Source organism: Clostridium sediminicola (assembly GCF_050402865.1).
Lineage (GTDB): Bacteria > Bacillota > Clostridia > Clostridiales > Clostridiaceae > Clostridium_AF > Clostridium_AF sediminicola.
The window spans coordinates 133208-147689 of sequence record NZ_BAABMF010000001.1; the positions used below are offsets into that span (position 1 = coordinate 133208).

At 30.3% G+C, this 14482-nt stretch carries 10 protein-coding genes; all 10 read left to right on the top strand.

The genetic code is table 11. From position 1 onward, the window contains the following. Window positions 1-8: 8 nt before the first annotated feature. On the top strand, window positions 9-194 hold the full coding sequence (locus ACQ3F0_RS00610) for a hypothetical protein (RefSeq protein WP_428863054.1): 186 nt from the start codon (window positions 9-11) through the stop codon (window positions 192-194). A gap of 193 nt (window positions 195-387) precedes the next feature. Beyond that, window positions 388-2343: a DNA gyrase/topoisomerase IV subunit B gene (locus ACQ3F0_RS00615; RefSeq protein ID WP_428863056.1), complete on the top strand. Its 1956-nt coding sequence runs from the start codon at window positions 388-390 to the stop codon at window positions 2341-2343. Window positions 2344-2354: 11 nt separating this feature from the next. After that, window positions 2355-5264 carry a DNA topoisomerase IV subunit A gene (locus tag ACQ3F0_RS00620; RefSeq protein ID WP_428863058.1) on the top strand — a complete coding sequence of 970 codons (2910 nt, stop codon included), beginning with the start codon at window positions 2355-2357 and terminating at the stop codon, window positions 5262-5264. A gap of 11 nt (window positions 5265-5275) precedes the next feature. Beyond that, window positions 5276-5839 (top strand): glycerol-3-phosphate responsive antiterminator, encoded by a 564-nt coding sequence (locus tag ACQ3F0_RS00625; RefSeq protein WP_428863060.1) that lies wholly within the window; start codon window positions 5276-5278, stop codon window positions 5837-5839. Between the two features lie 184 nt (window positions 5840-6023). Next, window positions 6024-7514, top strand: coding sequence for a glycerol kinase GlpK (gene glpK / locus ACQ3F0_RS00630; RefSeq protein WP_428863061.1), 1491 nt, complete (start codon window positions 6024-6026; stop codon window positions 7512-7514). 329 nt (window positions 7515-7843) lie between these two features. Further along, complete coding sequence (locus tag ACQ3F0_RS00635; RefSeq protein ID WP_428863063.1) at window positions 7844-9067, top strand: M16 family metallopeptidase; 1224 nt, start codon at window positions 7844-7846, stop codon at window positions 9065-9067. Window positions 9068-9103: 36 nt separating this feature from the next. Next, entirely contained in the window at window positions 9104-10297 is a 1194-nt protein-coding gene (locus ACQ3F0_RS00640; protein WP_428863064.1) for an SPL family radical SAM protein, read from the top strand. A gap of 171 nt (window positions 10298-10468) precedes the next feature. Next, entirely contained in the window at window positions 10469-11650 is a 1182-nt protein-coding gene (locus ACQ3F0_RS00645) for a GNAT family N-acetyltransferase (protein ID WP_428863065.1), read from the top strand. Between the two features lie 512 nt (window positions 11651-12162). Beyond that, window positions 12163-13422, top strand: a complete 1260-nt coding sequence (locus ACQ3F0_RS00650) for an adenine nucleotide alpha hydrolase family protein (RefSeq protein ID WP_428863066.1) — start codon at window positions 12163-12165, stop codon at window positions 13420-13422. Window positions 13423-13479: 57 nt separating this feature from the next. Then, window positions 13480-14478 carry a glycosyltransferase family protein gene (locus ACQ3F0_RS00655; RefSeq protein ID WP_428863068.1) on the top strand — a complete coding sequence of 333 codons (999 nt, stop codon included), beginning with the start codon at window positions 13480-13482 and terminating at the stop codon, window positions 14476-14478. Window positions 14479-14482 lie beyond the last annotated feature (4 nt).

Here is a 14482-nt window from a genome sequence, read left to right on the forward strand (position 1 = left end):
TGATTTGTATGAAAGATATACTTAAATATTTTTTAATGACTTCAACAGGTATATATTTTGTTTATTTCATCTATGTAGTCCTTGATAAAGGGATAAGAGTCAAAGGCGATAATAGTTGCTCTGAAAGTTTTCTTCTAAATAAAAGTAAATCTAAACAAGAGTCTGATATAAATTTAAGAAAAAACAATAAATAGCAAAAACATCCTATAAAAGTGATTATTAAGAATAATTTTATAGGATGTTTTTTGCATCTAAAGAGAAATACTTGTAAAATCTAAAAAAATTAGATAGAATAAAAAGGACAAAAGATAACAAGAACGTAGGTTCCTTGAAATTAAATGTATTTATTGATTTATATTTTTATTGTTTTTTAAGTGGAGGGTATATATGATTGATAATAATATTAATAAAAATACTTATGATGTAACTGATTTGACCTCATTGGAAAAATTAGAGCCAGTAAGGATAAGACCTGGTATGTATATAGGCTCGACTGGCGTAAAGGGGTTACATCATTGCATATGGGAAATATTAGATAATTCTATTGATGAAATATCTAATGGATACGGTGATAAAATTTGTATTATCCTTAATAAAGATAATAGTGCTACTATTTTAGATAATGGAAGAGGAATTCCTACAGGGATTCATCCTATAAAGAAGAAATCAGGAGTTGAGATGGTATTTACCGAGCTTCATACTGGTGGTAAGTTTAATAATAAAAATTATAAAACTTCTGGTGGATTACATGGGGTAGGAGCAGCAGTTGTAAATGCTTTATCAAAATGGCTCATAGTTGAAGTAAAACAAAAAAAGCAAATATACAGACAACGATTTGAGTATGCATATGATAAAGAAGTTCGTAAAGATATGCCTGGAACACCTATTACAGGCTTAGAAGTAGTCGGCAAAACAAAAGAAACGGGAACAAAGATTACTTTTATGCCTGACGATGAAATATTTAGTACGGTAAAGTTTAAAGATGAATTAATTGATGAAAGATTACAAGAATTAGCATTCCAAAATAAGGGAATTAAACTTCAATTTATTGATGATAGAAAAGACGAGCCCGTTGTAAAAGAATATCTTTCAGAAAGAGGCTTATTGGATTTTATTGAATATTTAAATGAGAGTAAGTCTGTAATCCATAAGGAACCAATTCTATTCACAGGGGAAAAAGAGTTAAATAATTTAAAAGTCTCTGGTGAAATATGTATACAGTTTACTGATTCAACTTCAGAAAACATAGCAAGTTATGTAAACAATATACCTACTACTGAAGCTGGTACTCATGAAACAGGATTTAAGATTGGAATGACTAGAGCTTTTAAAGAGTGGGGTAAAAAATTAAATTTGGTTAAAGAGAAAGATAAAGGTTTTGAAGGTGATGATTTAAGAGAAGGGATGACTGCTATTTTAAAAGTAAAAATCAGTAATCCAATCTTTGAAGGTCAAACAAAGACAAAACTAGGCAATACCGAAGCTAATACTTTGATGAATGAATTAGCTTATTGTAAATTATCTGAATGGATTGAAGATAATAAAGAAGTTGCTTCAAGTATTATTAATAATGCTATTTCTGCTGCAGCTAGAAGAGAAAAAATAAAAAAAATCAATGATGCAGAAAAAAAGAAAGTAGGAAAAGGAACGGCTCCATTAGCAGGAAAGATTTCAGTTTGTACACTTAAAAAATCAGAATTCTGTGAGTTTATAGTGGTGGAGGGTGATTCTGCCGGAGGAAGTGCTAAGCAAGCTCGAGACAGAAGATTCCAGACTATTATGCCTTCAAAAGGTAAAATAATGAATACTGAGAAGCAAAAACTTGAAAATGTTATAGCTAGTGAAGAATTAAGATTATTCAATGCTGCCATAGGAACTGGTGTATTGGATAACTATAATGAAAAAGAATTAAAGTATGATAAAATTATTATTTTAAGTGATGCCGATGTGGATGGATATCACATAAGAACTTTATGGATGACTTACATTTATAGATATATGAAACCTTTAATAACAAATGGGCATCTATATATTGCATTACCGCCTTTATATAAGGTTTATAAAAAGCAAAGAAATGGTGAAAAAATTATATATGCATATAGTGATATGGAACTTGAAAAGGCAAAAAAAGAAATAGGTAAAGGTGCATTAATTCAAAGATATAAAGGTCTTGGAGAGATGAATCCAGATCAATTATGGGAAACAACTTTGAATCCAGAATCAAGAACACTACAAAAGGTTACAATTGATGATGCAGCAAAAGCTGAAAAAATGGTGTCACTTCTTATGGGTGAAGTAGTAGAACCTAGAAGAAACTATATGTATAAATATGCGGAATTTTAAGGAGTCTAAATATGGCAAAAAAAAATTATAAAATACCAGTAGATAAAAACATTGTAAATATTCCAATTTCTGAAGCAATGCCGGACAATTATTTACCCTATGCAGTTGAAGTTGCAAAAGAAAGAGCATTGCCTGATGTAAGAGATGGAATGAAACCTGTACATCGAAGAATTCTATATGGAGCATACAAACTAAAAGCTTTTCCAGATAAACCATATTATAAATCAGCTAGAATTGTTGGAGATATTCTTGGTAAATACCATCCTCATGGCGATACATCGGTTTATGATGCAATGGTAATTTTAGCACAGAACTTCACTACGAGAGCGCCGTTAATTGATGGTCATGGTAACTGGGGAAGTATTGATGGGGATAATGCTGCTGCAATGCGTTATACAGAAGCTAGACTCACAGATTTATCTATGGAAATGCTCCGTGATATAGATATGGATACAGTTGATATGGTAGATAACTATTCTGATACAGAAAAGGAACCTAGAGTATTACCAGCTAGATTTCCTAATTTATTAGTCAACGGTTCTTTTGGAATAGCAGTAGGTCTTGCTACAAATATACCACCACACAATTTAGGTGAGGTTATTGATGGGGCTATAGCATATATCGAAAACAATAATATTACTACTAAGGATTTAATGAATTACATAAAAGGACCTGATTTACCAACTGGAGGTATCTTAATAGGTGCAAATGCACTACATAAAGCATATTCAACAGGGGAAGGTAAAGTAACACTAAGAGCAAAAACTTCTATTGAAACTTTAGACAATGGAAGATTAGCTATAGTAATAACAGAGTTCCCATATAGACGTAACAAAGCAAAGCTATTACAATCCATCTCTGAAATGACAGCTGACAAAAGACACTCTAAGATTTTAGAACCTATTACAGATATAAGAGATGAATCTGATAGAAATGGAATAAGAGCAGTTATAGAGTTCAAAAAATCTGTTGATAAAGATATTGTTGATATAATACTTAAATACTTATTCAAAAAAACTGAATTACAAAATAATTTAAGTTTTAATATGGTAGCAATTTCAGATGAAAAACCTATGACGTTGAACTTAAAAGATATAATTTCAAGTTATGTAAATCATCAAAAAGAGGTTGTTACTAGAAGAACTACAAAAGAACTTATGGTTGCAAAAAAAAGACATCATATTGTTGAAGGATTTATTAAGGCTATTGATGTTATGGACAGAATAATTGCTCTCATCAGAGCTTCGAAGTCAAAAAGTGATTCTGAAAATAATATTATTAAAGAATTTGGTTTTTCAAAAGAACAAGCTCAGGCTATAGTTGAGTTAATGTTATATAAATTAAGTGGACTTGAAATAAAGGCCTTTGAAAAAGAATATAAAGAATTATCAACTAAAATAAGAAGATTAGAAAAAATTCTTAATAGCGAAAAAGAATTATTTAAAGTTATAAAGAAAGAATTAACAGAAATAAAGAACAAATATGCTGATAGCAGAAGAACAAAGATTGTTGAAAATGATGAAGAAGCAAAAATTGAAATTGATGAAATAATAATAGAAGAAGATATAGTAATTACATGCTCTAATGATGGTTTTATAAAGAGGATATCCGAAAAATCTTATAAAAGATCAAATACTAATATAGAAGAAATTGAATATAGAGAAGGAGATTATAATAAATTTTTATTTGAATCAAATACTAAAAATAATATTATAATATTCACTGATGCAGGAAACTTATATAAATTAACTGCTATAAATATTCCAGAGAGAAAGTGGAAAGATAAAGGTGAGAGGTTAGATACATTAATAAAATCTTTGGATTTATCAAATGAAACAATCATTGGAATATTTAATATTGACGACTTTGATAAAAAGAAATATTTCACATTTATCACGGATAAAGGTCACATAAAAACAACAATGTTATCTGAATTTAAAACTAACTATACAAAACTTTTAGCTTTAAAAATGAAAGCAGATGAACATTTGCTTCATATAAAACAATTCGATGTTACTGATGAATACAAATATTTAAAAGTAACAACTAATAACGAATTAGAATTTACAGTGGAGCTACCATCGCCAGAATTTACGGCTAGAAATATAATAGGAAGTAATCTGTTTAATTTACCGCACAATGACAATGTCAAATTTGTTCAGTATACTGAAGAATATGATTACAAAACATTTGTTGTAAATTATAATAGTGAATTATTGAAAGTAAGTAGTAAAAAGCCTTTGAAGGGTATGAAATCTTTAGTAACCAATACTAATAGTAAACTTCTTTTTATAACTAGTATAGGGAATGTATATAAAATTCCAGCATTTCTTATACAAAATATAAACAAAGAAGGTAAAAACATAGAAATAATTTTAGATGGTTATGATAAAAATAAAGAAAAAATAGTAAATGTAATATCTGTTTTGGATTTTGAAAAAAGCGATAGTTTATATTTCCTTACAAAGAAAGGGTTGATCAAAAGAACTGCTTTAAAAGAGTTCTTAACTACTAGTTCTTCAGTTAAAGGATATAAGCTAAAATCAGAAAATGACGAGATAATAAGTATTTTATGTAGCAATGATGAAGATGCTAACAATGTAATAATTCTTACAAGAAATTCCTTTGGTATAAATTTTAAGCTTAATACTGTGAATTTTATGGGAAAAAATGCATCAGGTGTTACGGCTATAAGTTTGAAAGAGGATGATGAAGTAATATTTGTAAAAGAGATTTTTGTAGCGAATGATGAAGATGAGCTTAAATTAGGAGATGATTTTGACAAGAATCTAACATTGTACTCTGCAAACAACAGTGTTAAAGTATTGCATATAGATGAGTTGAAAGAGCAAAATAGAGCAGGCAGAGGTAAGAAGTTAATGCAAATTTCAATAGGTGACTATATTGTAAAAGTTCAATAAAGGAGATTATAATGGAAAATTTAAAAGAAATTATGATGGATAATCCAATAATTGCAGCAGTGAGAAATGATGATGATTTAAAAAAAGCAATTAACAGTAGTTCTAAAATTGTTTTTGTACTTTATGGAAATATAATGAGCATATCTTCCATATGCAAGATATTAAGCGATAATGATAAGATGGTTTTTGTTCATTTGGATTTAATTGATGGTTTAAAAGCTGATTTATCAGGTATTCAATTTATTAAAAAGTATTCCAAACCTTATGGAGTAATAAGTACAAAGACCACTATTATGAAGCACGCAAAGCATGAGGGGTTAGCTACTATACTCAGGATTTTCGCAATAGATTCATTATCTCTTAAAACAGGGATTAAAAATATAAATGATACGAAACCTAACGCTGTTGAAATAATGCCAGGAGTTGCAAATAAAATTATTGAACAATTAAAAGAAAGAGTAAATGCACCTGTTATTGCAGGAGGTCTTATTCAAACGAAGAAAGATATAATAGATTCATTATCTGCTGGAGCTATTGCTGTTTCTACAAATAAATCAATGCTTTGGAAATATTAAAAATAAATAGAGAAAAAAAGCTGAATTTATTTGATTAATATTTGAATTTATTGTATTATATTAATATAGTTTGATAATAAATATATATATTGGCAGAGATTAGAGAGCCATTTTAAAGATTTTCCACGACGGTTAATTTTTAGAATGGTTTTTTTGCATTAATATATTCAAGGGGGTTTTTTTCATGGCAAAGTACATAATGTCGTTGGACCAAGGAACAACAAGTTCTAGATGTATTTTATTTGATAAGGAAGGGCAAATAGTAACTGTAGCACAAAAAGAGTTTACACAAATATATCCCAAAGCTGGTTGGGTAGAACATGATCCTAAGGAAATTTGGGAAACTCAATTAGGTGTTGTAAAAGAAGCATTAAAAAAAATAGATGCAAAAGCTGAAGATATTGCTAGTATCGGTATCACAAATCAAAGAGAAACAACAGTAGTTTGGAATAAAAATACTGGAGAACCTGTATATAATGCAATTGTTTGGCAATGTAGAAGAACAGCTGAATATTGCGATGAATTAAGAGATAGAGGATTAGCTGATTCAGTTAGAAATAAAACAGGATTAGTTTTAGATGCTTATTTCTCTGGAACAAAAATCAACTGGATTTTAGAAAACGTTGATGGTGCAAGAGAAGAAGCAGAAAAAGGAAATTTAATTTTTGGTAATATTGATACATGGTTAATTTGGAACCTAACCGGGGGAAAAGTTCATGTAACCGATTATACTAATGCATCAAGAACTATGATATTCAACATACATGATTTGAAATGGGATGAAGAATTATATGGAGCATTGAATATTCCAGTTTCTATGCTGCCAGAAGTTAAACCATCCAGCTATGTATTTGGTGAAACTGATTCTGAACTATTTGGTGGACCTATTAAAATTTCAGGTGTAGCTGGAGATCAGCAGGCAGCTCTATTTGGCCAAGCATGTTTCAAGGCAGGTATGGCAAAAAACACTTATGGTACTGGTTGTTTCTTATTGATGAATACTGGTAATAAAGCTGTAGCATCAAAAAAAGGGCTAGTAACAACTATTGCTGCATCTACATCTGATGAAGTTCAATACGCTCTTGAGGGTAGTATTTTCATAGGTGGTGCAGTTATACAATGGTTAAGAGATGAAGTTCAATTATTAGAAAGTGCTTCAGAATCAGAAAAATATTGTGAAGCTGTTGAAGATTCCAATGGAGTTTATTTGGTGCCGGCTTTTGTTGGACTTGGAGCACCATATTGGGATTCTTATGCTAGAGGAACTATAGTAGGCTTAACAAGAGGAGCAAAAAAAGAACATATCGTCAGAGCAGCAGTTGAATCTATGGCATACCAAACAAATGATGTATTAAATGCAATGGCTGAAGATTCAGGAATAGAACTTGAAGCTCTTAAAGTTGATGGAGGAGCTACTGCAAATAATTTCTTGATGCAATTCCAATCATCAATACTTGGAAAACCTGTTCAAAGACCAGAAGTAGTTGAAACAACAGCACTTGGTGCTGCATATCTTGCTGGTTTAGCAGTTGGATATTGGGAAAGCAAAGAAGAAGTTACAAACAATTGGGCTGTAGATAGAACCTTTACTCCTGAAATGGATAAAGCAGAAAGTGAGGAATTACTAAAAGGTTGGCATAAAGCAGTTAACTCATCCATGGGATGGTTAAAATAAGAAAGTCAAAAGAAATCTCAGTTATATGAGATTTCTTTTTTGATTATTTTTTCATATAACTTATAATTTGGTTAAACCACAAAAAGTAAGTTGAACTAAAATCAACCACAATATCTACCGCAGATTGATTCGTTCTGACGCTATATATTGCAGATTAAACATTTCTGACAATTCATATTGCAGATTAAACATTTCTGATAATTCATATTGCAGATTGAACATTTCTGACAATTCATATTGTAGTTGAAGTTCAACTAAATTACTTTTTGTGGAATAACCATAATTTATGGTAGAATATATCAAAAGAAAAGATTTGAGGAGAATAAAAAATGATGGAGTTTACATTGAAAAATGGAATGAAAATTATATATATTAAAAGAGAGTCTAATATTACTTCTATGTGCTTCGGTTTAGAAGCAGGGGCTTTTGCTGAGAAAGAAGATGAAATAGGGATAGCTCATGCACTAGAACATCTTCTTTATAAAGAAACGGAAACTATGACTGAAGATGATATAAATAAAAGAATGTCAAGAATTTTTGGAATGACAAATGCAATGACAAATTTTCCTTATGTAATATATTATGGTAGCTGTCTAAAAGAGGATACTGAAGAAGCATTTTTAATTTTTTCTGAAGTACTTAGAAAACCTACTTTAAGAAAAGAACACCTTTATGATGAAGTAAAAGTTATAAATGAAGAATTAAATGAATGGAAAGATGATCCATACCAATACTGTGAAGATAAGTTATATTTTAATGCTTATGAGAAAGCTAGATTAAAATACCCTATCATTGGCGAAAAACAGCACATAGATAAGTTTAATATTGAGAAACTAAGAGAATTTTATAATAGAAACTATACTCCTGATAATTGTGTATTGGGGATAGTTAGTAATCATAGTTTTCAATCTATTTTAGATATAATGGAAGGTTATTTTGGAGATTGGGAAAACCCAATTAAAAAATCTAGAAAACCTTATAAGATTTCTGAACACAATAAAAATTTAAAAAGTATAGATAAAAAAAAGGGTTTATCAGGAGTTAAAATAGAATACTTATTTAAAATTAATAATCTAAGCAAATATGATAAAAAAGCTCTAAGGATATTTAATGAGATTTTTGGAGCTACAGGAAACGGAATTATATATGATGAAATAAGAACGAAATCAGGATTGGCTTACGATGTCTCATCCAGATTAGTATTTGATAAAGGGATAGAACATCTTTTGATAAAGGTTGGAACAAGTAAAGGTAATGAAGATGAAGTTATAAAGAAATTAAATGAATGCATTGAGAGAGTTAAAGAAAATAAATATAAAATTTCTCATTTAGATATTAAAAACGTAATGAAAACCATTGAATTAAAAAACGCTTTAGATAATGAAATGTCTTTGAGATTATGTATAAGACACACAATAAATGAAATTATGTTTAATGATCATAAATCAGTAGAAAGAATTTTTGATGAAAAGGATGAGTTTACCGTAGAATTTATTAATGATTTAGTAAAAAGGGTTTTGGATAAGCCCACTATTCAAGTAATTACAGATTAAAAAATAAAGAAAATCATCCTTGGAGGTAACAAAAGAATGAATACTGTAATAAAACACTATACTGAACTTAAATCCATTTCTAAAAATACAGGTCTTATTGGTAGTTACTTTCCATCAAAGTATAGTTTTTCTCCCTATCGTGCATGTCAGCATGGCTGTAAATATTGTGATGGAAGGGCTGAAAAGTATTACGTAGAAGGAGATTTCGAGAAGGATATAATTATTAGAAAAAATATTCCTGAATTATTAGAAAAAGAATTGAAGAAAGCAAGAGAAATGGGAATTATTTCAATAAGTTCAGGGGTTAGCGATCCATATCAACCTATCGAGATAGAAGAAAAGATAATGCAACAATCTCTTCAGGTTATAGAAAAATATAATTTTCCAGTTAGTATTATGACAAAGTCAGCAATCGCTATGCGTGATATTGATATCTTGGAGAGGATCAATAATAAGTGTGGAGTTACATTAATGGTATCTTTGACTTTTATAGATGATAGTTTGAGAAAGTGTTTTGAACCAGGAGCTAGTTCAGTAGAACAGCGGTTAAAAATGCTTAGAGAATTTAAGAAAAGAGGGATTAATGTTGGAGTTTTGGCTATGCCTTTTATTCCTTTTATTTCGGACACTGAAAAAAATATTTTTAATCTGTTAAAAGAGTTAGAAAATATAGGGGTTGATTTCGTTATGCCTGGTTTATTAACTTTACGTCCAGGAAAACAGAAAGATATATTTATGAATGTTATAAAGAGTAAATATCCAAGCTTATTAGGGCGATATAAAGATCTTTATAGTGAAAATCGTCAGTCTGGAATACCAATCATATCATATTGCCAGGAATCATTTAATAGAATTGATAAGATTGCTAGCAAGTTTTCTTTTGCAATGAATGTGCCTCATTATGTATATCAGAATCAATTTCCACTTTATGACGAAATATATATTTTGTTATGCCACATGAAGCAATTATATGCTAAAAGAGGAATTGACACCTTACCTCTAAAAGAAGGAACAAAGAGATATAGTCAATGGTTGATAAATGAAAAGAAATCCTTTAATCGTAAGAGAAATTTGAATTATACAAATCTTGAACAAAAATTATTATTTTTAATTCATAACAATGAATTAGACAATATCATTAAGAATTGTAAGTTAAGCCAATTTATAAAAGAGATTGTATTAGAGAGGAAGACATTTGATTATAAGAAACTGAAGTTAAAGGATAACTAGATTGTGAAAAAAGTAAGATAATTACAAAGAATATTATCTGGATGTTTTTTATTAAAGCGTATCTGAAAATTTATAATAAAATACTATTTACTCCTGAGGGTCCTTTTGTAGTGAGCAGAACTAGAGCATGCAAAGACAATAACTAATATAAAAAAAGGAAGGATAAAGACTATGAAATATGAAATTATACATTTACCAAGAGATAAATGGAAGGGGACTATAATTCCAATAAAGTACATAACAGATAAATATTATGATGTTATAGTAAATAAAAAAGATAAAGGATTTGCAATTGAGATAGTAAAGAAAGATTTTACAGAACCAGTAACTCATACACCAGAAGAATACGATTTCCCAGATCAGTTATATGAAGATCACTGGGAGAATGCTTATGCTTGGGGAGTGTTAGTTAATGATGAATTAGTTGCTGCAATTGAAACTGATAGAGAATTATGGTCTAATCGTCTAAGAATTACAGAACTATGGGTAGCAGAAAAATATCAAAAGCAGGGAATAGGTCATGCGTTAATTGAAATGGCAAAGGAACAAGCAAGAAGAGAACGTCGTAGAGCTATTATTCTAGAAACACAATCTTGTAATGTTAATGCAGTAGATTTTTATCAGCATGAGGGCTTTACCTTGATTGGTATGGATACTTGTTGCTACAAGAACAATGATTTACAAAGAAAAGAAGTAAGATTAGAATTAGGATGGTTTCTAGAAAAAAAGAAAAGATTAAATCATGAAGAAATAGAAATTAGAATGGAAACAAAGGATGATTGGTATAATGTAGAGTTAATGACACAGCATGCATTTTGGAATAAACATCATCTTGGATGTGACGAACATTACCTTGTACATAAATTACGTCAAGATAAAGACTATCTTCCAGAACTAAGCAGAATAGCAGTAAAGGATGGAGAGGTAATAGGGTGTATAATGTATTCAAAGTCAAGAGTTACTGATGGTGAAGATACACATGAAATTATAACTTTTGGACCTCTTTGTGTAGAGCCTAAATGGCAAGGATGTGGAGTTGGTGAGCTGTTATTAAAAGAAACAATGAACTTAGCTGCAAATAATGGGTATAAAGGTATTGTAATTTTTGGAGAACCAGATTATTATCCTAGAATAGGATTTAAAACATGTGATAATTTTAATATTACAACTGCTGATGGTAAAAACTTTGATGCATTTATGGGAATTGAATTAGCAGAAGATGGTATGAAAGGAATAATAGGGAAATTCTATGAAGCAGAAGTCTTTGAAAATCTTCCAGAGGATGAAGTGGAAGAATATAATAAAAAATTTCCACAACTACAGAAATTAAGATTTCCAGGACAATGGGATTAATTATAGTATCAATAGTGTTATTTTTAAATTTAAAAGTGTAATCCAGTGTAGAAATTATATACTGGACTTTTAGAGTAGTTACTATAATATTTGCAATGTAATCTCATAAACACTAAAAAAATATAGTTTATGTTATAATGTGGATGACTGTAAAAAAAGGATATTTTGGGATATGACTTTGAGCCTGTCTCTTATGTATCCATAAATGATGTCTGGTCTGCTATGAGGTTCGTCATGTAGATTATATAAAGTCTATGAAGAGAAAAACAGCTGTGAGCACCAAGATTTCTATTTTAATTGGAAAGATGAAAAAATCTTATAAGCCTGCAATATATTTAATCAAAATATATTGCAGGCTTTGTTTTAATAGAGTACTTCAGGAATGAACGAATCAATGTTTAAATGATATTGAATGGAAACAGAAAGTGTTACTACTTAGCTAAAAAACTTCACAAAAAATGAAAAATAATGTAGAATACAATATATAAAAGTGAGGAGGTGTACAGTAAAAAATGAAAAAATCAAATACAATAACCTCTGAAAAATATTTAGAAGAAAAGGCTGTACACAAAGCAGAGAAATTAGCCATAATAAAAAAGGAGAATAAAACTATGAAATACAGTGAATTTTACAAAAATGAAATAGCATGTACAGTAGATAGCGAAGTAAAAAACATTCAATATGGTTGCGATGAATGCATTTTGCCTGTGAACTATACTTTTGGCGATTACAAAAAACATGAAGGCCAAACAAAGTGCAAATTCTGTCGTGACTTTAAAGAGCCAGAATTTAAGGGTAAGAAAGAATTTATAAAAGAGGTTAATTTGAAAAAAGGTGAAAAAATAGGCATAACTGTAAGTGGCGGTAAAGACAGTATGTTTGCATGGTACTATCTTGTAAACTGTTTTGGATCAGAAAATGTGGTAGCTTTTAATCATAAAAAAACAGGTCTTGTTCACCCATTGGCAACCAAAAACCTTAATGTCGCAAAAGAAATACTAAAAACTGAGTTAATAGTAATAGAGGATAAGGGTATGTTAACACGATTTAAGAAAAATTTTGAGGCACTGCTAAATAACCCAAGCCCTGAGATGGTGCGCGTTGCTCTTTGTGCAGGCTGCCGTTTTGGTATAACTGAGGCACTGTACTCTAAAGGCGACGAACTGGGGATTAAAAAGTATGTGAGTGCAGCATCATATCTGGAACTTGCCCCATTCAAGGAGGAACTACTGACACAAAAAGGATATGGTGATGATAAGGTAGGTTTGATGGAAGGACTAAAGGTGAATGATTGCTATGACTTTGATGATAACTTGATATATATTTTACGCGACCATGAGTATAAATATAAGGGTAAGTTATCTTGTGGCGATGACAAGATAACTATGTTCAAAAACTACGAGTTGTTTGACTTGGACAAGTACATGGCAAATACTCCACAGCAAATAGAAGAGTTTGTAATCGAAAACCTTAATTGGGTGCGACCTGAAAGAAGCTGGCACTATGACTGCTTAATTGAAGAAATTAAGGATGTATTATACTATGGTATGCTTGGTTATACCGAGTCAGATTTTAAGCTAAGTGCAATGGTACGTCACAAGCTAATTACCAGTGAAGAGGCTAAATACCAGATAGAAATTGTGAGAAGTATGATTAGAAACAGTTTTCCACAAACGGTAGAGTTCTTTCGTAGTGTAGGACTTGATCATCTGGTAGGTAAAATGAGTGAGTTCTATGAGACAAGTAAATACTTGGCATCACCATTTGCATAAAATTATAAGGAAAAATATACGTGGGATATAAATTATATATTACGAGAGGTGAGAAATATGAAAGAATTAACAATATTTATTAAGGATATTGGTTTAGAAACAGGTGTAGTGGTATCAGTACGCCATTTGTCAGCTGTTTTACAGCAAAATAATATTGATTTTGAGGTTGTTTGGTATAAAGATGATTTAGATTTATTGAAGTGCGTAAAAAATTGTAATAGTAAGTGTATCAACATACAGGTACCAAGCTTTAGTGACGAAACAATGAATAAAATTCTACAAATGGATAAAAATATTGTGCTTTCAATTCATTCAACTATGTGCAATTTACAGGTGGAGGGTGAATCCTTGGCACGTATTATCAATTGGAGCAAAAATAAAAATAAAAATTTTAGAATTACATGTCCGTCTCTTTGTGAAACTCAAGGCTTTAATGAATTTTCAAAGGTGGATTTTATATACTTGCCAAACACCTTTTCTTATGAGGTGTATAGTGATGAGCTTGAAAAAAGCATAAATAAAAAATGCAATGAAATGAATCCTATAAAAATAAGTCTTTTTTGTGCATATCGTCCCTTTAAAAATATGATAACTCAGGTAGTAGCAGTTACAAATCTTGCAAAAAAATATCCTATAGAGCTACACATGTTTGAACATAACGGCGAAAATCCTATATATAAGAATATCCTGCAAATTGCAGATCAGTCAGGATTAAAGATTGTTCTGCACCAGCAGTTGCCTAATAGACAGTGTTTTGAGCTAATGAAACAAATGCATGTTGGGCTTCAAGTATCACTTACGGAAACATTCTCATATGTTGCATTTGAACATATGATTTCGGGTGTACCTGTGGTAGGCTCTGACTCTGTGCCTTTTTCAAGCCTCGTGGCAAGATACAGCGATGTTAATGACATGGAGCGTTGTATAGAGGAAATTATCTGCTCAAAGGATGGCTATAAAAAATATGCATTAAATAGTATTAAAACTACAAATGAAATTCTAGAACATAACAAGGTTGATGCACTAAGCGCAGTTAAGCAAATGATAAACAACTAAAAAA

Excerpts from the sequence above, each read along its gene's own strand:
- ACQ3F0_RS00610 (WP_428863054.1), top strand. The coding sequence starts at position 9 with ATGAAAGATATACTTAAATATTTTTTAATGACTTCAACAGGTATATAT.
- ACQ3F0_RS00615 (WP_428863056.1), top strand. The coding sequence starts at position 388 with ATGATTGATAATAATATTAATAAAAATACTTATGATGTAACTGATTTG.
- ACQ3F0_RS00620 (WP_428863058.1), top strand. The coding sequence starts at position 2,355 with ATGGCAAAAAAAAATTATAAAATACCAGTAGATAAAAACATTGTAAAT.
- ACQ3F0_RS00625 (WP_428863060.1), top strand. The coding sequence starts at position 5,276 with ATGGAAAATTTAAAAGAAATTATGATGGATAATCCAATAATTGCAGCA.
- glpK (WP_428863061.1), top strand. The coding sequence starts at position 6,024 with ATGGCAAAGTACATAATGTCGTTGGACCAAGGAACAACAAGTTCTAGA.
- ACQ3F0_RS00635 (WP_428863063.1), top strand. The coding sequence starts at position 7,844 with ATGATGGAGTTTACATTGAAAAATGGAATGAAAATTATATATATTAAA.
- ACQ3F0_RS00640 (WP_428863064.1), top strand. The coding sequence starts at position 9,104 with ATGAATACTGTAATAAAACACTATACTGAACTTAAATCCATTTCTAAA.
- ACQ3F0_RS00645 (WP_428863065.1), top strand. The coding sequence starts at position 10,469 with ATGAAATATGAAATTATACATTTACCAAGAGATAAATGGAAGGGGACT.
- ACQ3F0_RS00650 (WP_428863066.1), top strand. The coding sequence starts at position 12,163 with ATGAAAAAATCAAATACAATAACCTCTGAAAAATATTTAGAAGAAAAG.
- ACQ3F0_RS00655 (WP_428863068.1), top strand. The coding sequence starts at position 13,480 with ATGAAAGAATTAACAATATTTATTAAGGATATTGGTTTAGAAACAGGT.